Here is a 23,305-nt window from a genome sequence, read left to right as displayed (position 1 = left end):
TATTCTCTACACCTCTTCTTCAGTTGATTCCTCTGTATTTAATTCTGAAACTTCATCTGAAGAGTTTACTTTAGCAACCGCCGCAATAGAATCATTTTTCTTACTCAAGTTAATCAAACGAACCCCCTGAGTAGCACGCCCCATAACTCTCAAATCAGAAACAGCCATTCTAATTGTAATTCCAGATTTATTAATGATCATTAAATCTTCATTATCTGTTACATTTTTAATGGCAATTAGATCACCAGTTTTTTCTGTAATACTAATGGTTTTAACCCCTTTACCACCTCTATTGGTAATTCGGTAATCATCAATCTTAGAACGCTTTCCAAAACCATTTTCAGAGACAACAAGAATATCCTCTTCTCCATTCTCAACACATATCATGCCAACAACTTCGTCAGTCTCATCTTTCAATGTGATTCCGCGCACTCCGGAAGCTGTTCTACCCATTGGGCGAACTTGACTCTCGGCAAATCTAATTGCTTTACCAGAACGTCCGGCAATTAAAATTTCATTATTGCCATTTGTCAGCTTCGCTTCCAATAACTGATCTCCTTCGCGAACTGTTATTGCATTTACTCCGTTAACTCTGGGGCGAGAATATGCTTCCAATGAAGTTTTCTTAATAACCCCTTTCTTGGTACAGAGAACAATGTTATTACTATTAATATATTCTTCTTCATTTAAATTAAGAACATTGATATAAGCTTTAACCTTATCATCTTGCTCTATATTTAATAAATTTTGAATTGCTCTACCTTTGGATTGTTTAGTTCCTTCAGGAATCTCATACACTTTCAACCAAAAACATTTTCCTTTTTCGGTAAAAAACAACATAGTATTATGCATTGTCGCCATAATCATATGCTCTAAGAAATCCTCTTCTCTTGTTATACTTCCTTTAGAACCTACTCCACCTCTATTTTGCGTTTTAAACTCAGAAAGAGGTGTGCGTTTAATGTAGCCCATTCTTGAAATGGTAATTACCATTTCTTCATCAGCATAAAAATCTTCTGGATTGAACTCTTCTGAAGCATAAACGATATCTGTTCTTCTTTCGTCACCATACCTCGCTTTCACATCTAAAAGTTCATCCTTAATGATACCCATTCGAATGGATTCATCATTAAGAATTGAGTTTAGATAATCAATTAACTTCATCAATTCTTCATATTCTGCATGCAGCTTATCTCTCTCAAGACCGGTAAGTTTCTGCAAACGCATATCCAGAATAGCTTTAGCTTGAAGTTCATCCAATTCAAAATTAGACATTAAGCCTAATTTCGCCTCTTCTGGTGTTTTAGAGCCTCTTATTAAAGCAATAACCTGATCAATATGATCTAATGCTATTATCAAACCTTTTAAGATGTGCGCTTTAGCTTCAGCTTGCTTTAATTCAAATTGGGTTCTTCGAACAACAACGTCATGTCTGTGTTCAACAAAATACATGATCAAATCTTTAAGATTCAGCATCTTTGGACGCCCTTTAACCAACGCAATATTATTTACGCTGAATGAAGTCATCATTTGAGTGTATTTAAACAATTTGTTTAAAACAACATTTGCAATTGCATCTCTTTTAAGATCGAAAACGATGCGCATACCATTACGGTCTGATTCATCATTAACATTTGAAATTCCTTCGATTTTTTTATCATTAATCAGATCTGCAGCTCTCATTATCAGCTCAGCCTTATTAACCATATAAGGAATCTCCGTTACAACTATTTTTTCACGACCAGTATCAGTCGTTTCTATAATCGTTTTAGAACGAACAACAACACGCCCTCTACCCGTCTCAAAGGCATCTCTAACCCCTTGATAACCGTAAATTGTACCACCGGTAGGAAAATCGGGTGCTTTTACAATACTAATTAAATCGTCCATCGAAACATCATTGTCCTCAATGTATACAATAATAGCATCTATAACATCAGATAAGTTGTGCGGTGCCATGTTTGTGGCCATACCTACAGCAATACCCGAAGCACCATTTACCAAAAGATTTGGAATACGAGTAGGAAGAACTGTTGGTTCTTTCAATGATTCATCAAAATTGGGAGTCATATCAACCGTATCCTTTTCAAGATCAGCTAAGATTTCTTCAGCAATTTTTTTCATTCTCGCCTCAGTGTAACGCATCGCTGCCGGGCTATCTCCATCAACAGAACCAAAATTTCCCTGACCATCAATGAGAGGATAACGCAATGACCAGTACTGAGCCATACGAACCATTGTCATGTATACAGAACTATCACCGTGTGGATGATACTTACCTAATACTTCTCCAACAATTCTAGCTGATTTCTTATAAGGTTTCGTTGAAGTCATTCCCAACTCACCCATTCCAAACAGCACTCTTCGATGAACAGGTTTTAATCCATCCCTAACATCTGGCAAAGCTCTGGAAACAATCACCGACATTGAATAATCAATGTAGGCAGATTTCATTTCCTCTTCTATATTAATACGTATAATTCTCTCTCCCGTAGTCATTATATTTCTTTTAAAATTCTAAACATTTATCAGAATTACAAAAGTAACAAAATATGTAGATTTTGCGTAACAAAGGAAGTGTTATTTACGCATGGATTAAGATAAATATTCACTCTATTAAGCATTACAGCTTGATTATTAGATTAATTCATTATTGAGATATAATTAGGGTGAAAAATTGATTGCCCATTTAGGCTTGTATCTAATTATTTTTCGTTATTTTAATGTTGCATTTAAAAACCGGGAATCTAATTTCCGAGTAATTTGTTAAAAATTTTAAAAACCTACTATATGGATTCTAAATTTTCACCTCGTATTAAAGATGTACTTTCTTATAGCAAAGAGGAAGCTGAAAGGCTTGGAAACAATGCTATTGGAACAGAACATTTGTTTTTAGGAATTCTTCGTGAAGGTGAAGGTATTGCTGTCGATATTCTAATTTCTTTAGGAGTTGACCTTTACGATATTCGACAAAACATAGAGAAAAATCTAAAATCAGATGCTATTTCTGACTTAGATCAAAATAATATTCCTCTGCAAAGGTCAGCGGAACGTGTTCTTAAGTTAATATATCTCGAAGCTAAAGCTCTAAAAAACAACACTATCGACACAAGTCATCTTCTTTTAGCTATCTTAAAAGATGAAAAAAGTTTGGTAACTCAAGTATTAGAAGACAACACTATTGATTACAATAAGGTGAAAGAGAATTTAAAAACACTCTTCCCAAAAGCTCAGGCTGACTACACTCCAGAAGACAGTGAAGGAAAAGGCGGACAGTTTGGTGGAGAATCCAAAAGAACAACCACCAGAGGTAAATCAGAAACTCCTGTGCTGGATAATTTTGGTATTGACATCACGAAATCGGCAGAAGAAGGTACTCTGGATCCAATTGTTGGAAGAGAAAATGAAATTGAGAGACTTGCACAAATTCTAAGTCGCAGAAAAAAGAACAATCCAATTTTAATTGGGGAGCCAGGTGTTGGCAAATCAGCTATTGCCGAGGGACTTGCATTAAGAATCATACAAAAAAAGGTTTCGCGGGTTTTATTTGGGAAAAGGGTTGTCTCTCTTGATTTGGCATCAATTGTTGCCGGAACAAAATACCGGGGTCAATTCGAAGAACGTATGAAAGCCATTTTAAATGAGCTCTCCAAAACGAATGATATTATTCTTTTTATTGATGAAATCCACACAATTGTTGGAGCAGGCGGAGCTACCGGATCGCTTGATGCTGCAAATATGCTTAAACCCGCCTTGGCAAGAGGTGAAATTCAATGCATTGGTGCTACTACCCTTGATGAGTATCGTCAAAATATTGAAAAAGATGGTGCTTTAGAAAGACGTTTTCAGAAAGTTATGGTTGAGCCAACTTCTCCTGAAGAAACAATAGAAATTCTAAATAATATCAAAGAACGATACGAAGACCATCATAATGTTTTCTATACAAAAGAAGCGATTGAAGCTTGTGTGAAGTTAACATCCAGATACATCAGTGACAGACACCTTCCGGATAAAGCAATTGATGCGCTTGATGAATCCGGTTCGCGTGTTCACATATCAAATATTCATGTGCCTGTGATCATCGAGGAACTTGAGAAGAAAATTGAAGAGACCCGTCAAAATAAAATTAAAGCTGTTAAGGCTCAGAAATTTGAACTGGCGGCTAGCTTCAGAGATAAAGAAAAGAGTTATTCTGAAGATTTAGAGCGGGAAAAAGACAAGTGGGAACAAGAACTTAGTCTTAAAAAAGAAAAAGTCTCAGAAGATGATATCGCGGAAGTAGTAGCAATGATGACTGGTGTTCCAGTAAAAAGAATTGCTCAGGCGGAAGGTTCACGACTCGTCAAAATGGCTAATGAGCTTCAAGGCAAAGTTATTGGACAGGAAGATGCCATTAGTAAAGTAGTTAAAGCTATTCAAAGAAATAGAGCTGGTTTAAAAGATCCAAACAAACCAATTGGTACATTTATATTCCTTGGACCAACAGGAGTTGGTAAAACACAACTGGCTAAAGTTTTATCAAATTATTTGTTTGATAGCAATGACGCGCTGATACGGATTGACATGAGCGAATATATGGAGAAGTTTGCCGTATCAAGATTAGTTGGAGCACCTCCGGGATATGTAGGATATGAAGAAGGTGGGCAATTGACTGAAAAAGTTAGACGTAAACCTTACTCTGTAGTACTTTTGGATGAGATTGAAAAAGCTCATCCGGATGTATTCAATATACTATTGCAAGTGCTGGATGATGGTCAACTGACTGATAGTTTAGGCCGTAAGGTTGATTTTAAAAATAGTATTATCATAATGACTTCCAACATAGGAAGTAGAGAATTAAAAGATTTTGGCAAAGGAATCGGTTTCCAAACTGGGGGAGTTGATTCTAATGATTACACCAGCAATATTATACAAAAAGCACTAAAAAAAGCATTTGCGCCTGAATTTCTAAACAGAATTGATGATTTAATCATGTTTAATTCTCTAACGCAAAAAGATATCCATAAAATTATCGATATTGAACTTGATGGACTATACAAGAGAGTTAATGACTTGGGATACAACATTAAGATGTCCGCTCCAGCCAAAGACTTTATTGCTGAAAAAGGATATGATGTCCAGTTTGGTGCTCGCCCATTAAAACGTGCCATCCAAAAATATTTGGAGGACGAAATGGCTGAAGTCATTATTAGAGCAAGTATTTCAGAAGGCGATACAATTTCTGTCGGGTTTGATAAAGCCAAACAGAAAATAACCACCAAAATTCTGAAACTGCATAAAGAAGTAGAATAGAAATAAAGCCGGAAAATATTCCGGCTTTATTTTCATATTTCAATTCTATTTTTATTTAGAGTAATTCAAAACAATTATTACCTTTGATTGAAACAACAAAATAAAATATCATTATGAATAAAAACAATAAAAAAGTTGCATTTGCAGGAAACCCAATGACTCTTCTTGGAAATGAAGTGAAAACTGAAATGACTGCAAATAATTTCACAGCTCTTAACCAAGAACTTGCACCTGTACAATTATCTGATTTTGATGGAAAAGTGAAGATCCTATCTATTTTCCCATCCATTGATACTGGTGTTTGTTCAGCCCAAACTCATCGATTCAATAAAGAAGCTGCTTCTCTTGATAAAAACATTCAAATCATTACCCTATCCAATGATTTACCATTTGCATTAGGCCGTTTCTGTGGCGCTGAAGGGATTACAAATTTGGTAACACTTTCCGATCATAAAGAACTTGACTTTGGTTTAAAATATGGTTTTGTTGTAGAAGAATTACGTCTTCTTGCACGTGGCATTGTTGTTATTGATAAAAACAACAAAGTAAAATACGTTGAATATGTAGCAGAAATGACTGAAGAACCTAATTATGAAGCAGCATTAAAAGTTGCTAAAGCATTGGTTTAACACTTGCAATAATTAATTTTTAAAGCTCCTTAAAGGAGCTTTTTTTTAAAGAAAGAATATGTACTTATTTTTCGATACAGAAACAACCGGCCTGCCAAAACGTTGGAATGCTCCCGTTACAGATTTGAATAACTGGCCCAGACTCGTTCAGCTAGCCTGGCTTCTTTATGACAGTCGTGATAATGAAATTAAAAGAGCAAACAGAATCATTATCCCAGAAGGATTTATTATTCCTCCTGAAGCATCTAAAGTGCATGGAATTTCAACACAAAAGGCTATTGATGAAGGAATTGATCTATCTGAAGTATTGAATGAATTTTCCAAAGCATTAAATGAGGCTGATTTTTTAATTGCTCACAACATTAGCTTTGATGAAGTGATTATTGGTGCAGAATTTCTGAGGAAAGATATCAAAAGCAGATTGGTTGACATCCCTAAAATTTGCACTATGAAAACCACAACTAATATTTGCAAAATACCAGGAAGAAGTGGTTACAAATGGCCTAATCTTACAGAACTTCATCAATTTCTGTTTCAAAAAGGCTTTGATGGTGCTCATGATGCACTCGCTGATGTTAAGGCATGTGCCGATTGCTTCTTTGAGTTAAAAAAAACCGGGATGTATCAAGTACAAGGAAGTTTATTTTAAAGAATAAAGGCAGATCAAACGATCTGCCTTTATCTTTATATTACTTCTCCAAACAAATCGTAATCTTCAAAATCATTAATTTTAACGGTATAGAATTCACCAATTTTTAGTTCGGTGCCCTTAGCTGGAATTAAAACCTCAGGGTCAACCTCATATGAATCGAATTCTGTTCGTCCGTAATAGAAATCGACATCCTTTCTATCAATTACAACTTTTAATTCTTCCCCCACTCTTTTTTCGTTCACTGCTCTCGAAATCTCCTGTTGCAATGCCATAATATCATCCCTTCTGCTTTCTTTTATCTCTAAAGGAATATTGTCATCGTAATTAATTGCAGCATAAGTATCTTCTTCATTTGAATATGGAAAAACCCCCAAGCGTTCAAACTTCATCTCCGAAACAAATGCCATAAGATCCTTCATATCAGCTTCAGTTTCACCAGGATGACCGACCAACATTGTAGTTCTAAGAGTAATCCCAGGAACTTCCTCTCTAATTTTAGCAATCAACTCAATAGTTTTCTCACGATTAATACCTCTACGCATCAAATTTAACACATTATCACTGGAATGCTGAAGTGCAATATCAAGGTAACGACAAACTTTAGGATTATCCCGCATCAACTTAAGAATTCCATATGGAAATTGAGTAGGATATGCATAATGTAACTTAATCCACTCTAAACCATCTATTTCAGAAAGCAACTGCACCAATTCAGCAAGTTTCGATTCGTTATATAAATCATATCCATAGTAGGATAAGTCCTGAGCAATCACCAACAGCTCCTTTACCCCATCTTTTACCAGTCCCCTTGCCTCTTCCAATATATCTTCCATAGGCCTGGAAATATGTTTCCCTGTAATGATAGGAATGGCACAATACGAACAAGATCGATTACACCCTTCTGAAATTTTTAGATAGGCAAAATGCTTAGGCGTAGTAATCATTCTAAAATTTTTAAAATCAGGCTTGTAATCCTTATTTAATTCTTTTACAATCAATTGCCATTCAAATTTGCCAAAAAAGTGATCTACTTCAGGAATCTCTTTTACTAAATCATCACGATAACGCTCCGACAAACAACCCATTACAAACAGCTTATCTATTTTTCCTGCTTTTTTTGCTTCAACATATTGCAGAATCATATCTATTGACTCCTCTTTAGCGTCTCCAATAAATCCGCAGGTATTAATAATGATAGTTCCTGCATCACTATTCTCTTCATCACAGCCAACCTGAAATTGATTGGCATCCAGCTGTTTCATTAATAATTCAGTATCAACTAAATTCTTTGAACAACCTAAACTAACAATATTTATTTTCGTCTGGTTCATATATAGATTTCCTTTTATCGACTTAAATTTTGGCAAAAATAAGAGAAAAAACTCTTTTTTCCATTTGAATTGGAATTAAAACAAGTTAAGAATAAGAAAGGCTGCCTTTAGGGACAGCCTTTTCAATTATCATTAAAAGATTCGCTTAACTAAATAACGAATCAACAAATTCGTTTCGATTAAATACTTGCAGATCCTCCATGCTTTCCCCAATACCTATATATTTTACAGGAACTTTAAATTGGTCAGATACACCAATAACAACTCCTCCCTTTGCTGTACCATCCAGCTTTGTTATAGCTAATGCATTCACTTCGGTGGCTAAGGTAAATTGTTTTGCCTGCTCAAAAGCATTCTGCCCGGTTGATCCATCCAACACCAATAAAATTTCATGCGGAGCTCCCGGAATAACACGATCCATAACCCGCTTAATCTTACTTAACTCATTCATTAAGTTGATTTTATTATGCAAACGACCCGCTGTATCAATAATTACAACATCAGAACCATTTGCCTTTGCCTGAGTAAGAGTTTCAAAAGCTACTGAAGCCGGATCCGCTCCCATTCCCTGATTTACAACAGGAACCCCGACCCTCTCGGACCAAATTATTAACTGGTCAACCGCAGCGGCACGAAATGTATCCGCTGCGCCAAGCGTTACTTTTTTCCCAGCCTTTTTAAACTGATAAGCTAATTTTCCAATGGTAGTCGTTTTGCCTACGCCATTAACACCCACAACCATTATTACATAAGGATGATCTGATTTTGGCAGATCAAATGTTTCGTAATCACCTTTATTATTTTCCTTCAACAAACCCGCAATCTCTTCTTTAAGAATACGATTCAATTCAGATACCCCAAGAAATTTATCTTCCGCTACGCGTTTTTCAATTCGTTCAATAATTTTTAAGGTTGTATCAACTCCTACATCTGAAGAAATCAGAACCTCTTCCAGCTCATCAAGAACATCATCATCTACAGTGGCTTTACCTACAACAACACGAGTCAACTTCTTAAAAACACTATCCTTTGTTTTAGCAAGTCCTTTATTAAGATTTTCTTTTTTTGATTTCGAAAAACTACCAAATAATCCCATTTCTACTTAAATTTTAGCTTGCTAAAGTACAAAAAAATGAGCTTACAAGCAATTAACAATAAATGTAATAGAGTTGAAGAAGCAAAGTTATATTTTTAGATAAAAAAAAAGCTTCCTAATTTAATTAGGAAGCTTTTAATATTCAATGCTATATGAACATCTTTACTGTTTAGCAAAGAAATCCTTAACGTTTTCGTTCGGTACGATTTCCTCTTTAAAAGAATATGCACCAGATTTAGGAGATTTCACCATCTTGATTACTTTAGCGAAACCACGGCCTTCACCTTTTTGTAGGGATGCTACTACTTTCTTAGCCATATCTCAATTATTTTATTTCTCTGTGAACAGTTACTTTCTTCAAAATTGCATTATACTTCTTCATCTCCATACGATCAGGAGTGTTTTTCTTATTCTTAGTAGTAATGTATCTTGAAGTTCCAGGTATACCACTGTCTTTATGCTCGGTACACTCAAGAATTACTTGCACTCTATTACCTTTTTTAGCCATTTTCTATGCCTTTTTAGTATTTTTTAATAAATCCTTTTTCTTGAGCTTTAGTAAGTGCACCTTTTACTCCTAATTTATTAATTAGTCGTACTCCTGACGCAGAAATTCTTAGCTCAATCCAGCGATCCTCTTCAGGAAGATAGAACTTCTTATCGAAAAGATTTGGATAGAATCTTCTCTTAGTTCTTCTTTTTGAGTGAGAAACATTGTTCCCAACCATTACGCTCTTTCCAGTAATTTGACAAACTCTTGACATAGTCCAGATTATTTTTTTCCTTAAACGCTTTTCAAACAGGTCGCAAAATACGTAATAATTTTCTTGAAAATCAAATTATTTCACAACTTTTTACAGATATATTTTAACACGAATGAAATTGCTCCGTGCATTACAAACACAATACAAGTCTAAATTGCAGTCAGTCTCTTTTAACAAACAATAAATTCATTTTATTCATCAAATGAATAAACCTACAGTTAGACACAGCTACAAAAATAAAAAAATCCCTCCATATTCGGGAGGGATTTTAAAAAATATTTTAAAATAATCTTATTCTTCATTTAGTGATTTAAAACCTTCACCCAGAATCTCATTCGCTTCGGTAACATTAACAAAAGCAGAAGGATCAACCTCTCTAATATGCAGTTTAAGAATCTCTAATTCTCTACGGCTCATTACAGAATAAACCATTTTTTTCTCTTCTCCTGAATAAACTCCGGTTCCGGTAAAAATAGTTGCACCTCGTTTGAGGTCATCTCTAATTTTTGAAGAAATTGACTCAAATTGATCGGAAACAATCATAACAGTCTTATGATAATTTGCTCCGCTAACAACCATATCGATAATCTTACCTTCAATGTAAATAATGATTAAAGAATAAATTGCAAATTCCCATCCAATGGTTCCCGTTTCGCTAGGTTGAACAAGTGTAAACAGAACAATTATACTATCTACAATCATCACCAACTTACCCAACGAAAGCTTAGTATATTTGGCCAAAATCATTGCAATAATATCAGATCCGCCTGATGTTGCACGCGATTTAAAAATGAATCCAATTGAGATTCCATAAAATACACCTGCTACAATTGTATTCAGCATGGGATCTGCAATAACTTTTGCGTAATCCGGAGAAACAAAGGTTTCCATAAACCAAACTGTAAACAAAATTACACCAATACTCACAATTGTTTTAACCCCAAATCGAGGGCCTAGAATTATTGTTCCTAAAACTACCAAGGGAATTTCCATGGCAAAAGTACAATAACTGATTTTCCAGCTAAACATTGTGTTTAGAACTGTCGCAATACCATAAACACCTCCAGGTGCCAGTTTATAAGGTACAACAAATAAAATGTCAGAAACAGCAAAAATTATACTTCCCAGTATTAAGTAAGCATAGGCACTAAGCCATTCATTTGACAAAAATTTTTCTTTGGTTACAAAAGCCATTTTTTAATCGTTAGTTTAAGTGTTTAAAATTCGCCGACAAAAATAGACGCACCTCTTTTAATAACAAGGATTTTTGTCAAAATTCACAAAACCACAACTACCTGTAAAACAGCGATAAATATTGTCAGAGCATATTTTTAAAAACATATTCATCCAAACAGAAGAAAAAAAACGTCAATTTTTCACTTATGAAAATATTCATGTGATCATTTCATCTGATTAATATGATACTAAATCTTATAATTATCTTAATCAACTTCACCACTTATGTTCATTTGCATTTTTGATCAAAAAAAAAGCTGCTCTAAAAAGAACAGCTCCTATTTTTTGCCAGATTAATCTATTTCAGACCACTTCTCTTTAAAAGAGGTTCAATGGAAGGTTCTTTACCCCTAAATTTCAGGTAAAGGTTCATAGGATGATCACTTCCTCCCATTTCAAGAATATTTTCTTTAAACGATTTTGCAATTTCTTTGTTGAATATACCAGCACTTTTAAAAGCGTCAAAAGCATCTGCATCTAAAACCTCAGCCCATTTGTATCCGTAGTAGCCGGCACCATAACCTCCGGCGAAAATATGTGAAAATGATGTACTCATACAACTCGTTTCTACCCGATCGAACAATTCAGTTGAAGACATCGCTTTATCCTCAAAAACTGAAACTTCATCTGCCACGGACTCTGTTACACTATGCCAGGCCATATCATTTAGTCCAAAACTAATTTGACGCACAAATGAATATCCACTTAAGAAATTTTCGCTGTCGATAATCTTTTGTACTATTTCGGCAGGAATCTTTTCTCCTGTTTGATAGTGTTCGGCTACATCATCCAACCATTCTTTTTGTGTAGCGAAGTTTTCCATGAATTGTGAGGGCAACTCAACAAAATCACGATATACATTTGTACCGGAAAGACTGCTGTATGTGCATTTTGACAACATTCCGTGCAAAGCGTGGCCAAATTCATGTAAAAAGGTAGTTACCTCATTAAAAGTAAGTAATGACGGCTTTGTTTCGCTGGGTTTTGTGAAGTTGCAAACAATGGAAATATGCGGACGGTGATCGTGACCGTTTTTACGATATTGATCAACAAATGAAGTCATCCACGCTCCTCCTTGTTTCGAACTACGAGGATGAAAATCAGTATATAATAAAGAAAGAAACTCTCCTTTTTCATCGGTTACTTCATATACCTCAACCTCTTTGTGGTATTTTGGAAGAGAAGTATTTAATTTAAATTCGATTCCATAAAGGCGTGTTGCCAATGAAAAAATTCCCCTTTTCACTCGTTCCAGTTCAAAGTATGGTCGGGTAATTTCATCATTAACATCAAATTTTTCTGTTTTTAATTTTTCAGCGTAATAAGCCCAATCCCAACGTTCCAATTTAAAATCAGCCCCTAAACTTTTTGCGTAAGTCTGCAACTCTTTAAATTCTTCTTTCGCCTTTGGCATTGAAGCATCTAATAATTCAGTCAGAAAATCGATCACCTTATTCGATTTCTTCGCCATTCTCTCTTCTAAAACAAAATCGGCATAAGAAGTGTATCCGAACAGCTGAACTCTCTTCAAACGCAATTCTACAATACGTTTTAGTATTTTTTGGTTATCGAATTTATCGTTAAAACAACGCGAAGAATATACCTTAAACATTTTCTCGCGTAATTTGCGAATATCTGAATATTGCATAAATGGAACATAACTTGGGAATTGAAGAGTAAATATCCATCCTTCTTTATCTTTCTCCTTTGCAACAATGCCGGCGGCCTCAATAATTCCATCAGGAAGACCTGATAATTCATTTTTATCAGTAATGTGAAGCTCAAAACTATTGGTGGCAGCTAAAACATTTTCGCCAAACTGCAATGTTAATTTGGAAAGTTCTTTAGATATTTCCCGAATCTGATCCTTTTTTTCTTTTTCCAGATTTGCTCCTGATCTCACGAATGATTTGTATCGGTCAGTCAGCAATTTTTCCTGCTCAACCGTAAGTTTCAATTCGCTTTTTTGATGATAAACATCCTTCACACGAGCGAATAGTTTCTCATTCATGATGATGTCATTTGAAAACTCCGTTAGCATCGGCGAAACTTCTCTTGCCAATGCCTGCATCTCATCATTTGTATTGGCATGATTTAAATTGAAAAAAATGGACGCTGCCCGATCCAATTGATGTCCGGAATACTCCAAAGCCTCAATCGTATTCATGAAATTTGGCTCTTCAGCATTGTCAACAATCTGATCTATTTCCTTTTTCGCAATCTCAATACTTTCAGTAAAAGCAGGCGAAAAGTGATTCAATTCAATTGATTCGAACGGAGCCGCTTCATATGGTGTTGTAAATTTGTTTAGTAATGGATTTGTATGTACAGTCATAGTTATTTTTTTATATCAGTAACAAAGATATAAAATTGAGAAGGCAATTAAACTGGAAAAAAATAATTATTTGGAAAATTTCTTAATAGCATTCCTACCCTCCTCTACAACCAACTCAAGTAATTGATTTACTGCATATAAAAACACATTAAACCGATTTGTATTCTACCTGTAATTTTTAGCGCAAACCTTTTCATATTATTCACAACACTCAACATATCAAGATGTAATGGAATCATCTCATGAAAAAATTCCTATATTTGATTCATTAAAACAAGGGGGATTTGTAATTATCAAGCATTACCAAAATGAAAGGTATGAAATTTCTTATCCATAAAAGTTTACTAACAGAAGCAAAAGGCTCCGTCTTTTCTTCTGAATTACTGTGTCTGAACTTCTATTACATCCATCCCTCCCATCCCTTTGGGTGTCTCTCAAACAGCATCCTGAAATAAACATTTCTTTTTGCCTTTCATTATTCATTGAACAGGCACTTATCATTTTACTCATTCCAATTTATTAAGTACAGAATTCTATTCCCGTACTTCAAATTGTCATATCCATATATTAAAGTATGAAACGGATTTGCATTAAAATAGGCTCTAATGTTCTTACCAAAGAGAATGGAGAACTAAATACATCCAGAATTAAAAACATCGTCTATCAAATTTCTTCGTTGCGAAATTTGGGAATACAATGTATTCTTGTTTCTTCGGGAGCCTTAGCTGCAGGAAGAAGTAAGGTAAAACTGCCTGAGAAGATTGATACTGTTTCAGCAAGACAGATATGGTCTTCAGTTGGTCAGGTAGAGTTACTGAATGTCTATTCTGCCTTTCTTAAGGAGTTTGAGATTGAGTGCGCTCAAGTTCTTGTTACAAAACAAGATTTTAGAACACGGGAACACTATCTAAACATGAAGAACTGTTTAAATTCTCTTCTAAACAATAGAATTCTACCAATTATAAATGAAAATGATGCCGTATCAGTTACTGCTCTAATGTTTACGGATAACGATGAGCTATCCGGATTGATCGCCTCTATGATGGATGTTGAAGCACTTTATTTACTAAGCAATATCAATGGAATTTACACTGGAAATCCAAACGATTCCAATTCCACATTATTACAGAATATAAATGGTGACGTTAACCGGTTAAAACAATATATCACCACTAAAAAATCTAATTTTGGAAGAGGTGGCATGTTAACCAAGTGCAGTATTGCCGGAAGGGTTGCCAAATCAGGTATCCCAGTACATATCGCCAATGGAGGAATTGATGATATTTTATTGGAACTGGTTAATTCGCCTGACGAAGTAAACCACACAAGCTTTACGGCAAGCAAAAAAGCATCAACGGTAAAACAGTGGTTGGCAGGATCGGATGGCTTTGAAAAGGCCAAATTAGTAATAAACAAAGGTGCTGAAGAAGCTCTGTGCTCAAAAAAAGCTACAAGTTTATTGCCAATTGGTGTTATAAAAATTAGCGGGGATTTTGAAAAAGGAGATATTATTAAAATTGTTGGCACATCGGGTAAGGTAATTGGACTTGGAAAAACTCAATATAATAAAACTAAAGCGGAAAGTTATATTGGAAAAACGGGAACAAAACCTCTGGTTCATTACGATTATCTTTTTCTTTATTAATGATACGTTTTGATCTCAGATAATTGTACCAATTAAAAAATAAGGTATAACTTTTAGATGCACTCCCAAATTCAAACAAAAAAAACAAAATATGATCTGTACAGAACAATTCCATAAAGTCAAAGATGCTTCCAGAACCATGTGTCTGCTTAGCTCTGAAACAATAAACAATCTACTTGAACAACTTGCAAAATCTCTTAGAGAAGGCACAGAACAAATTCTTGAGGCCAATCAGAAAGATCTGGAACGCATGTCTGAATACGATCCAAAATACGATCGTTTGCTATTAAGCCACGAAAGAATTAAGGGAATAGCAGATGATATTGAAAATACAATTCAACTGGCATCTCCATTGGGAAAGATCCTCTCCGAAAAAACGCTTGAAAATGGATTATTAATAAAAAAAGTTAGTGTTCCATTGGGAACTGTAGGTGTTATTTATGAGGCTCGTCCGAATGTTACACTAGATGTATTTGCTCTCTGCTTTAAATCGGGTAATGCCTGTGTTTTAAAAGGAGGAAGCGACGCTGAAAATTCAAATAAGGTTTTGGTAGCATTAATAAAAAAGACACTTACAGATAATCATCTTAATCCTGATATCATTCAATTGCTTCCTTCAGCCAGAGAGGTGGCTGTAGAATTAATGAACGCAGTAGGTTTTGTTGATGTTTTAATACCAAGAGGCTCTCAAAATCTTATCAACACAGTGAGGCAAAACTCTAAAGTTCCGGTAATTGAAACCGGTGCTGGTATTGTACATACCTATTTCGATAAAGACGGAGATTTACAAAAAGGAAAGCAGATTATTTTCAATGCAAAAACACGACGTGTAAGCGTTTGCAATGCATTGGACTGTCTTTTGATTCATAAAAGTCGTCTTGCTGATCTACCAGAATTAGTAAGTAAACTACAGAATAAAAATGTTGAAATATTTGCTGACGAAGAAGCCTATCATGCAATTGAAAATACTTACCCAAAAGATCTGCTTAAAAAAGCAGATGAATCATCATTTGGAACCGAGTTCTTAAGTCACAAAATATCGATTAAAACCGTGAGTGATTTCCAGGAGGCTACAGATCACATTTATAGGTACAGTTCCAAGCATAGCGAGGCCATAATAAGCGAGAATTCAAAAACCATAAGTGACTTTTACTCAGTGGTTGATGCTGCTGCAATCTATTCCAATACTTCAACTGCATTTACAGACGGTGCACAATTTGGATTAGGAGCTGAAATTGGGATCAGCACACAAAAATTACACGCCAGAGGACCTATGGCCTTGGAAGAATTATGCTCCTATAAGTGGTTAATTACCGGTGATGGACATATTAGAGAGTAAATCGAAGTTTAAATTCGAAATTTTAAATAAAATCCGGCAGAAATTCCTATTCTACCGGATTTTTTATTACCATTTGTTAAGAATCTGCAGATTTACAACATCTGAATAGAAAGATCACTAAATAAGAATGCCTTATCGGAATTAGAATAGTCAAAACTAAGATGTAAGATCTGTGACAAATAGATTATTTACGATGACTAAGTAATATTTTTATTCTATAAAATTTACAAATACAGGGACATTCAATTTTGATGTATTCTATTATTGTAATGGTAATCGCTATAAAAACGAGCAAGATATTCACAATGCGAACGCTGGACTAATGGTTGAAATTAATGAGCTTCGCATCTAATTACATCCTGGATTTATGCAAAAAAGGGATATTTTCCCTCTATTTATATTTCAACCATGGCTATCAGTAAAACTTAAATTGGTATTGATTTTACTAAAATGAATACACTGCATAACAGATTCAGGATATAAAACGCAATATTTTGTATAATTTTAGAATCCAAATCTCAATACATAAAGAATGAATCAAAAACTATCCTTTTACACCGATCGAATACATGCATTTAAAAAGCAAACAAGTGATCTTCAAAAACAGAATCGAAACCTCTCGTTTTTACGCCTTTTTTCTGCAATTGGCGCATTCGTGTTTTTTTATGGTTTTCTATCCTATTCTGCATTAATTGCAAGTGCTGTGGCTATCACATTAGTATTCTCGTTGATCTATTTTGTGAGAAGATACAATCGAAACAGTAAAAATATAAAAAGGCTGCACGCCTTGATCCAAATTAACGAGAATGAAATTAACTGCTTACAAACACGCCATAGTACTCTTTTTTATGATGGTGAAGAGTATCTGAAACCGAATCATTCCTATGCATCTGATCTGGACATATTCGGACAACATTCTCTTTTTCAATTAATCAACCGGAGTGTTACCAAAACAGGCAACAATACTCTTGCCAGCTGGCTTGAAAAGCCATCGTCGAATAAAGAGATTAGCAAAAGACAAGAAGCGGTTAAGGAATTGGCACAAAAAATTGATTGGAGACAAAATATCATTCAGTATGGCTTCGAGAACAAACTAAAAAATGATGATCCCAATTTTGTAATTGAATGGGGTAAAAAGCCCTCTCCTTTTCATGGAAAGAGAGTTTTACAAATCGCTGTTACAATTATGCCTTTTCTTTCATTGGCAGCCTTGGTATATTCTTTTATCGGCTCACAAGCCCCTGTTACAATAATGATATTGGCTAATATTGGAATACATTATTTCAATAGCAAAAAGGTTAGTCTGGAACATGAGCAAACTTCGAAAAGAGGGGAAATGCTCAAAACCTACTCCTATATTATTGAACAGTTCGAAAATGAGAATTGGAATTCTGAAAAATTAAATGAACTAAAAAGCAAGTTGGCCAGTAATGATCGGCTAACATCAAAAAAAATACAGCAACTAACCAAGCTTATTGAATTATTAGATCATCGCTTTAATCTTGTTATGCAATTTCTTTTCAACCTTTTGTTTTTCTATGAATTGCACATTTTGTTTCGTATTGACCGATGGAAGCAGAAATACGGCCATGACATTGAAAAATGGTTTGATGCAATCAGCGAAATTGAGGCGATATCCAGCTTATCCAACTTAAGTTTTAATCATGAAGATTGGGCTTTCCCGAAAATATCTGAGAAACACTTTGAATTGGAATTAAAAGAAGCAGGCCATCCCTTGATTGATCAAAAAGCAAGAGTAAATAACGACTATCAACTAAATGGTCAGGGAATTGTTCATATTATTACAGGATCGAACATGGCAGGGAAAAGCACTTTCCTGCGAACTGTTGGAGTGAATGTAGTGATGGCTTTAGCAGGAGCTCCGGTTTGCGCTCAGGAAATGACGGTTTCAAATGTGGAAATCAACACTTCAATGAGAATTAAAGATTCGATAGAAGAGAATGAATCTTCCTTTTATGCAGAGCTAAAACGAATTCAGCAGGTTATAGAGAAGGTGAACAAAAAAGAGAAGACACTTTTGTTATTGGATGAAATTTTAAGAGGAACCAATTCGAAAGACAAGCATACGGGTTCGAGAGCATTGATTATGCAATTGGTGAAACACGATGCTGTGGCGATGGTAGCAACACATGATTTGGAATTATCGATACTGGAAGAAGAATTACCCGGGCAGGTTGAAAACCGGTTCTTCGACATTAAAATTGATGGTGATCAGCTTTATTTTGACTATAAAGTGCAAAATGGATTTTGCAAAACCTTTAACGCTCCTATTTTAATGAAAAAAATGGGGATTGATTTGGAAATATTGAAGGAAGCATAAAGCTAACTTTTTTATGACAGGGAATCTTGTTTGAATGGTTTTAAAAGCGTTCCCATATTGGGGAATTAACCTTGAATGCTTCAAAGTACACTCCCGATCGGGAATCAGGTATGGATTGGTTCAAAGTGCTTTCCCAAAATTGGGAGTAGGCTTTGGATGGTTCAAACTACTCTCCCATAATAGGGCAACATGCTTTGAGTGCTCCAAACTGCTCTCCCACAATTGGGAAATGGGTTTTGGGTGATTTTAAGTACTTTCCCACATTTGGGAACAGGCTTTGGACGGTTTGAAGTGCTTTCCCATCATTAGGAAGGCTTTTTTGAATGACATGGATTGGCAAACTTGATTTTAGAAAGAGATTTATGCAACAATAAAAAAGCCGAATCGGAAAAGATTCGGCTTCTTGTTATGCTATAATTAATTACTTCATCGGTTCAATTCTAAACGATCGAATCAAAAAGAACAAGCCGATTAAAACAAACGGAATGCTTAGTAACTGTCCCATATTTAACAACATTCCCTGCTCAAAAGCTTCCTGATTTTCCTTAATAAATTCGATAAAGAAACGAGCTGTAAAAATCATGACAAAAAAAGCTCCGAATAGTCTTCCGCTATATTGTTTTGCATTGGTTTTCCAATACATAAACGATAGAATACCAAAGGAAATCAAATAACAAATTGCCTCGTATAATTGTGCTGGATGTCGTGGTGCTTTTGGATCATAAATAGATGCTCTAATGAATTGAAATCCCCAGTCAGAATGAGTTTGAGTTCCAATAATTTCTGAATTCATCAAATTTCCCAAACGAATAAAACATCCTGCCAAAGCAACCGGAATTACCACGTAATCCAATATCCAAAGCATTGATTTCCTGCTCACTTTTTTAGAATAAAACCATAAAGCAAGAAGAATTCCAATTGTAGCACCGTGAGATGCCAATCCTCCCCGCCAAATTTTAATTATTTCGGCAGGATGCTGCGAATAAAATTCCCATCCGTAGAAAAACACATGTCCCAAACGAGCACCTACAACAGTTGCAATCATGGTATACAGAAACAACTTATCAAGCCACTCCAGTTTAATACCATCTTTCTTAAACATTTTTTCTACCAAATAATATCCTAACAAAAAGCCTAAAGCGAAAAGTAATCCGTACCAACGGACCGCGATAGGGCCGATTTTAAATATTTCCGGGTCGATATCCCAAAGAATTGAAAGCAACATATGTGTTTTTTTAAGTTTGGTAAGTAAAACTAAATGGATTGTTTCGCAAGTCGAAACAATCCATGTGAATTTAGTATGATTTTTTTAATTATGGAAATTAAGCCGGAACTCCTTTTCCATGACATTGTTTGAATTTTTTACCACTACCACAAGGACAAGGTTCATTTCGTCCAACTTTTTGAGCTACACGAACAGGTTCCGGTTTTTTAGGTTCCGGTCTTTCTCTGCCTCCTCCTACTTCTTCTTTTGTAGTTTTCAAATTGCTTAAATCGGTTCTTTTACGCTCTTCTGCCTTACGAACATCTTCAGGATCCGATAATGGAATATGACCTTTCATTAAGCTGCTGACAACACTCTTATTTATCGTTTCAATCATTGTTTTAAACAAATTGAACGATTCAAATTTGTAGATCAACAATGGATCTTTTTGTTCGTAAGAAGCATTCTGAACAGATTGTTTCAAGTCATCCATCTCACGCAAGTGCTCTTTCCAGGCATCATCAATAGTTGCAAGAATAGAAACCTTCTCGAAAGAACGAACCAAATCTTCAGCCTTGCTTTCGTAAGCTTTCTTCAAATTGGTTACTACCTGAAACATTTTAGATCCATCAGAAAACGGAACAACAATGTTCTCATATATTTCTGCTTTTGATTCGTATACATTTTTAATTACCGGATAAGCTTGCTTACTAATGGCTTCCACTTTTCGTTTGTAGTTATCCAAAACGACAGCGTAAATTTTCTCTGTAATTTCTTCAGGCTTCTCCTTCATGAATTCCTCTTCACTTACCGGAGATTCGGTTGAGAAAGTGCGGATTAAATCCATTTTAAATTCCTCAAAATCACCGCCATGATATTCATTTGCAATTAATTCTGACATATCATACATCATATTGGCAATATCTACCTGAATACGCTCACCAAACAATGCATGGCGACGACGCTTGTAAATAACCTCACGCTGAGAGTTCATTACATCATCGTACTCCAATAATCTTTTACGAATACCGAAGTTGTTTTCTTCCACTTTCTTCTGGGCACGTTCTATGGATTTAGTAATCATGCTGTGCTGAATTACTTCACCCTCTTTCAGTCCCATTCTATCCATTAACTTTACAATACGATCTGAGCTAAACAAACGCATCAAATCATCTTCCAAAGACACAAAGAATTGAGATGATCCAACATCTCCCTGACGACCGGCACGACCACGCAACTGACGATCGACACGACGGGAATCATGACGCTCAGTACCAATAATGGCCAGACCACCAACAGCTTTTACTTCATCACTTAGCTTAATATCCGTACCACGACCAGCCATATTTGTTGCAATGGTTACAGTTCCCGATTGACCCGCTTCCGCAACAATATCTGCTTCGCGCTGATGTAATTTTGCATTCAGTACATTGTGCTTAATCCCTTTTATTTTAAGCATACGACCAAGTAATTCCGAAATTTCAACAGAAGTTGTACCCACTAAAACCGGACGACCAGCATTCACCAGATCTACAATTTCATCAATTACCGCAGAATATTTTTCACGTTTTGTTTTATAAACTAAATCCTCGCGGTCATCGCGACAAATCGGACGGTTGGTTGGAATTACAACTACCTCTAATTTATAAATATCCCAAAGCTCACCTGCCTCTGTTTCGGCAGTACCGGTCATACCGGCAAGCTTATTATACATTCTAAAATAATTCTGAAGAGTAATGGTAGCAAATGTTTGAGTTGCAGCCTCCACTTTCACATTTTCTTTGGCTTCAATTGCCTGATGCAAACCGTCTGAATAACGACGGCCTTCCATAATACGACCGGTTTGCTCGTCTACAATCTTCACCTTACCATCCATCATTACATATTCTACATCTTTTTCGAAAAGAGTATATGCTTTTAATAATTGATTGATCGTGTGAACTCTTTCTGATCTTACCGAATAAGCCTGAATCATTTCATCTTTCTTGGCTACTTTTTCTTCCTCCGAAAGATCTGATTTTTCAATTGCTGCTACTTCTGATCCAATATCAGGCAATACAAAGAAACCTGAATCTTCAACATCAGAACTAATCAAATCAATTCCCTTATCTGTAAGTTCAATAGAATTATGCCTTTCATCAATAACAAAATACAACTCATCAGTAATGATGTGCATGTTTTTGTTATTCTCCTGCATGTAGAAATTTTCCGTTTTCAAAAGATTGGCCTTATTTCCCTGCTCACTTAAAAATTTAATAAGCGGCTTCATTTTAGGCAACCCCTTGTAGGTTCTAAGCAACAGTCTTGCACCTTCCTCCTGATCCTTTTTATCTTCGCTGTTCAGTAATTTTTTAGAATCGGTAAAAATCTTCATTACCAAATCGTTCTGAGCTTTTGCCAATTTTTGAACCTTTGGTTTTAGATCATCAAACTGTTGATGTTCACCTCTTGGAATTGGACCGGAAATAATCAATGGAGTACGCGCATCATCAACCAAAACCGAATCAACTTCATCGACAATTGAATAATTGTGACGACGTTGAACCAAATCCTTAGGATTAGTTGCCATATTATCACGCAGGTAATCAAAACCAAACTCGTTATTGGTTCCAAAAGTAATATCAGAAGCATAAGCTTTTCTACGCGCATCTGAGTTTGGAGAATGCTTATCGATACAGTCAACAGATAGTCCGTGGAATTGGTATATTGGTCCCATCCATTCCGAGTCACGTTTTGCCAGGTAATCATTCACAGTAATCAGGTGAACTCCTCTGCCGGTTAATGCATTCAGAAACACAGGCAATGTAGCCACAAGAGTTTTACCCTCACCTGTTGCCATCTCAGCAATTTTTCCTTGATGAAGAACAGTACCTCCAATTAGCTGAACATCATAGTGAACCATATTCCATGTAATTTCCGTTCCACCAGCAACCCATGAATTAAAATATACGGCAGTATCTCCATCTATTTGTATGTTATCGTAATAGGGAGCTAAATCACGATCAAATTTAGATGCCGTTACTTCCAATTCCGCATTTTCGGTAAATCTGCGGGCGGTGTCTTTTATAACCGCAAAAGCAGTAGGAAGGATCTCTTCTAATACCTCCTCTATTTTGTCATCAATTTTCTTTTCAATTTCGTCAATCTGATCGTAGATTTCTTCTCTTTCGTTGATTGATAATTCACCAGTATCAACTTTATCTTTAAGACTCTGTATTTCGTCTTTTTCCGCTTGAATAAAATCCTGAATACGTTGCTTTAATTTATCTGATTCTCCACGAAGATCATCATTACTTAAAATAGTAACTCTGTCGTATTCTGCTTTAATTTTCCCTAAATAAGGACTCAATTCTTTAAGGTCTCTATCTGATTTATTACCAAACAGTTTACCCAATGTACTATCTATAAAACCCATTTTGATTTGTTGATTTCGATGTGTAA

At 35.4% G+C, this 23,305-nt stretch carries 16 protein-coding genes; 6 read left to right on the top strand and 10 right to left on the bottom strand.

What is annotated here, in order from left to right; genetic code table 11:
- Nucleotides 1-6: 6 nt before the first annotated feature.
- Nucleotides 7-2,499 carry a DNA gyrase subunit A gene (gene gyrA / locus QUH73_RS17650; RefSeq protein ID WP_289531758.1) on the bottom strand — a complete coding sequence of 831 codons (2,493 nt, stop codon included), beginning with the start codon at nt 2,497-2,499 and terminating at the stop codon, nt 7-9.
- A 291-nt stretch (nt 2,500-2,790) separates the two neighbouring features.
- Between gyrA and QUH73_RS17645 the strand changes: the two genes are divergently transcribed.
- The 3 genes from QUH73_RS17645 (at nt 2,791) to QUH73_RS17635 (ending at nt 6,570) form a co-directional block, all read left to right on the top strand.
- Nucleotides 2,791-5,292 carry an ATP-dependent Clp protease ATP-binding subunit gene (locus QUH73_RS17645; RefSeq protein WP_289531757.1) on the top strand — a complete coding sequence of 834 codons (2,502 nt, stop codon included), beginning with the start codon at nt 2,791-2,793 and terminating at the stop codon, nt 5,290-5,292.
- A gap of 113 nt (nt 5,293-5,405) precedes the next feature.
- Nucleotides 5,406-5,921 carry a thiol peroxidase gene (gene tpx, locus QUH73_RS17640; RefSeq protein ID WP_289531756.1) on the top strand — a complete coding sequence of 172 codons (516 nt, stop codon included), beginning with the start codon at nt 5,406-5,408 and terminating at the stop codon, nt 5,919-5,921.
- 58 nt (nt 5,922-5,979) lie between these two features.
- The gene (locus tag QUH73_RS17635; RefSeq protein WP_289531755.1) at nt 5,980-6,570 is read left to right on the top strand and encodes a 3'-5' exonuclease; all 591 of its coding nucleotides are present in this window, start codon (nt 5,980-5,982) and stop codon (nt 6,568-6,570) included.
- A gap of 35 nt (nt 6,571-6,605) precedes the next feature.
- Here QUH73_RS17635 and rimO read toward each other — a convergent pair whose 3' ends face one another.
- From rimO to QUH73_RS17600, 7 genes are all read right to left on the bottom strand, one after another.
- Entirely contained in the window at nt 6,606-7,904 is a 1,299-nt protein-coding gene (rimO, locus tag QUH73_RS17630) for a 30S ribosomal protein S12 methylthiotransferase RimO (protein WP_289531754.1), read from the bottom strand.
- 145 nt (nt 7,905-8,049) lie between these two features.
- Entirely contained in the window at nt 8,050-9,000 is a 951-nt protein-coding gene (ftsY, locus tag QUH73_RS17625) for a signal recognition particle-docking protein FtsY (protein ID WP_289531753.1), read from the bottom strand.
- Nucleotides 9,001-9,162: 162 nt separating this feature from the next.
- Entirely contained in the window at nt 9,163-9,318 is a 156-nt protein-coding gene (locus tag QUH73_RS17620; RefSeq protein ID WP_289531752.1) for a DUF4295 domain-containing protein, read from the bottom strand.
- 7 nt (nt 9,319-9,325) lie between these two features.
- Nucleotides 9,326-9,508: a 50S ribosomal protein L33 gene (gene rpmG / locus QUH73_RS17615; protein ID WP_101309561.1), complete on the bottom strand. Its 183-nt coding sequence runs from the start codon at nt 9,506-9,508 to the stop codon at nt 9,326-9,328.
- A gap of 13 nt (nt 9,509-9,521) precedes the next feature.
- A complete protein-coding gene (gene rpmB, locus QUH73_RS17610) occupies nt 9,522-9,764 on the bottom strand; it encodes a 50S ribosomal protein L28 (protein ID WP_289531751.1) in 243 nt (80 codons plus the stop codon).
- Between the two features lie 291 nt (nt 9,765-10,055).
- Nucleotides 10,056-10,958 (bottom strand): YitT family protein, encoded by a 903-nt coding sequence (locus QUH73_RS17605; RefSeq protein ID WP_289531750.1) that lies wholly within the window; start codon nt 10,956-10,958, stop codon nt 10,056-10,058.
- A 340-nt stretch (nt 10,959-11,298) separates the two neighbouring features.
- Complete coding sequence (locus tag QUH73_RS17600; RefSeq protein WP_289531749.1) at nt 11,299-13,335, bottom strand: M3 family metallopeptidase; 2,037 nt, start codon at nt 13,333-13,335, stop codon at nt 11,299-11,301.
- 574 nt (nt 13,336-13,909) lie between these two features.
- On the opposite strand from QUH73_RS17600, the gene proB reads away from it, so the two are divergent.
- From proB to QUH73_RS17585, 3 genes are all read left to right on the top strand, one after another.
- Nucleotides 13,910-14,980, top strand: a complete 1,071-nt coding sequence (gene proB, locus QUH73_RS17595; protein ID WP_289531748.1) for a glutamate 5-kinase — start codon at nt 13,910-13,912, stop codon at nt 14,978-14,980.
- A gap of 91 nt (nt 14,981-15,071) precedes the next feature.
- The gene (locus tag QUH73_RS17590; RefSeq protein ID WP_289531747.1) at nt 15,072-16,319 is read left to right on the top strand and encodes a glutamate-5-semialdehyde dehydrogenase; all 1,248 of its coding nucleotides are present in this window, start codon (nt 15,072-15,074) and stop codon (nt 16,317-16,319) included.
- Nucleotides 16,320-16,851: 532 nt separating this feature from the next.
- Nucleotides 16,852-18,660 (top strand): MutS-related protein, encoded by a 1,809-nt coding sequence (locus QUH73_RS17585; protein ID WP_289531746.1) that lies wholly within the window; start codon nt 16,852-16,854, stop codon nt 18,658-18,660.
- 421 nt (nt 18,661-19,081) lie between these two features.
- Here QUH73_RS17585 and lgt read toward each other — a convergent pair whose 3' ends face one another.
- Both lgt and secA read right to left on the bottom strand, forming a co-directional pair.
- Nucleotides 19,082-19,885: a prolipoprotein diacylglyceryl transferase gene (gene lgt / locus QUH73_RS17580; protein ID WP_289531745.1), complete on the bottom strand. Its 804-nt coding sequence runs from the start codon at nt 19,883-19,885 to the stop codon at nt 19,082-19,084.
- 97 nt (nt 19,886-19,982) lie between these two features.
- Complete coding sequence (secA, locus tag QUH73_RS17575) at nt 19,983-23,279, bottom strand: preprotein translocase subunit SecA (protein WP_289531744.1); 3,297 nt, start codon at nt 23,277-23,279, stop codon at nt 19,983-19,985.
- Between the last annotated feature and the right edge of the window lie 26 nt (nt 23,280-23,305).

Origin of the sequence: Labilibaculum sp. K2S, assembly GCF_030372765.1 — a bacterium.
GTDB lineage: Bacteria > Bacteroidota > Bacteroidia > Bacteroidales > Marinifilaceae > Labilibaculum.
The sequence above is the reverse complement of the archived record's forward strand: the minus strand, read 5'-3'. Positions and strand labels throughout refer to the sequence as shown.

What these genes read in the sequence shown, in the direction of transcription:
- gyrA (WP_289531758.1), bottom strand. Translation starts at nt 2,499, where the DNA reads ATGACTACGGGAGAGAGAATTATACGTATTAATATAGAAGAGGAAATG.
- rimO (WP_289531754.1), bottom strand. Translation starts at nt 7,904, where the DNA reads ATGAACCAGACGAAAATAAATATTGTTAGTTTAGGTTGTTCAAAGAAT.
- QUH73_RS17605 (WP_289531750.1), bottom strand. Translation starts at nt 10,958, where the DNA reads ATGGCTTTTGTAACCAAAGAAAAATTTTTGTCAAATGAATGGCTTAGT.
- QUH73_RS17600 (WP_289531749.1), bottom strand. Translation starts at nt 13,335, where the DNA reads ATGACTGTACATACAAATCCATTACTAAACAAATTTACAACACCATAT.
- QUH73_RS17585 (WP_289531746.1), top strand. Translation starts at nt 16,852, where the DNA reads ATGAATCAAAAACTATCCTTTTACACCGATCGAATACATGCATTTAAA.
- secA (WP_289531744.1), bottom strand. Translation starts at nt 23,279, where the DNA reads ATGGGTTTTATAGATAGTACATTGGGTAAACTGTTTGGTAATAAATCA.
- QUH73_RS17635 (WP_289531755.1), top strand. Translation starts at nt 5,980, where the DNA reads ATGTACTTATTTTTCGATACAGAAACAACCGGCCTGCCAAAACGTTGG.
- QUH73_RS17620 (WP_289531752.1), bottom strand. Translation starts at nt 9,318, where the DNA reads ATGGCTAAGAAAGTAGTAGCATCCCTACAAAAAGGTGAAGGCCGTGGT.
- QUH73_RS17590 (WP_289531747.1), top strand. Translation starts at nt 15,072, where the DNA reads ATGATCTGTACAGAACAATTCCATAAAGTCAAAGATGCTTCCAGAACC.
- tpx (WP_289531756.1), top strand. Translation starts at nt 5,406, where the DNA reads ATGAATAAAAACAATAAAAAAGTTGCATTTGCAGGAAACCCAATGACT.
- lgt (WP_289531745.1), bottom strand. Translation starts at nt 19,885, where the DNA reads ATGTTGCTTTCAATTCTTTGGGATATCGACCCGGAAATATTTAAAATC.
- QUH73_RS17645 (WP_289531757.1), top strand. Translation starts at nt 2,791, where the DNA reads ATGGATTCTAAATTTTCACCTCGTATTAAAGATGTACTTTCTTATAGC.
- rpmG (WP_101309561.1), bottom strand. Translation starts at nt 9,508, where the DNA reads ATGGCTAAAAAAGGTAATAGAGTGCAAGTAATTCTTGAGTGTACCGAG.
- ftsY (WP_289531753.1), bottom strand. Translation starts at nt 9,000, where the DNA reads ATGGGATTATTTGGTAGTTTTTCGAAATCAAAAAAAGAAAATCTTAAT.
- proB (WP_289531748.1), top strand. Translation starts at nt 13,910, where the DNA reads ATGAAACGGATTTGCATTAAAATAGGCTCTAATGTTCTTACCAAAGAG.
- rpmB (WP_289531751.1), bottom strand. Translation starts at nt 9,764, where the DNA reads ATGTCAAGAGTTTGTCAAATTACTGGAAAGAGCGTAATGGTTGGGAAC.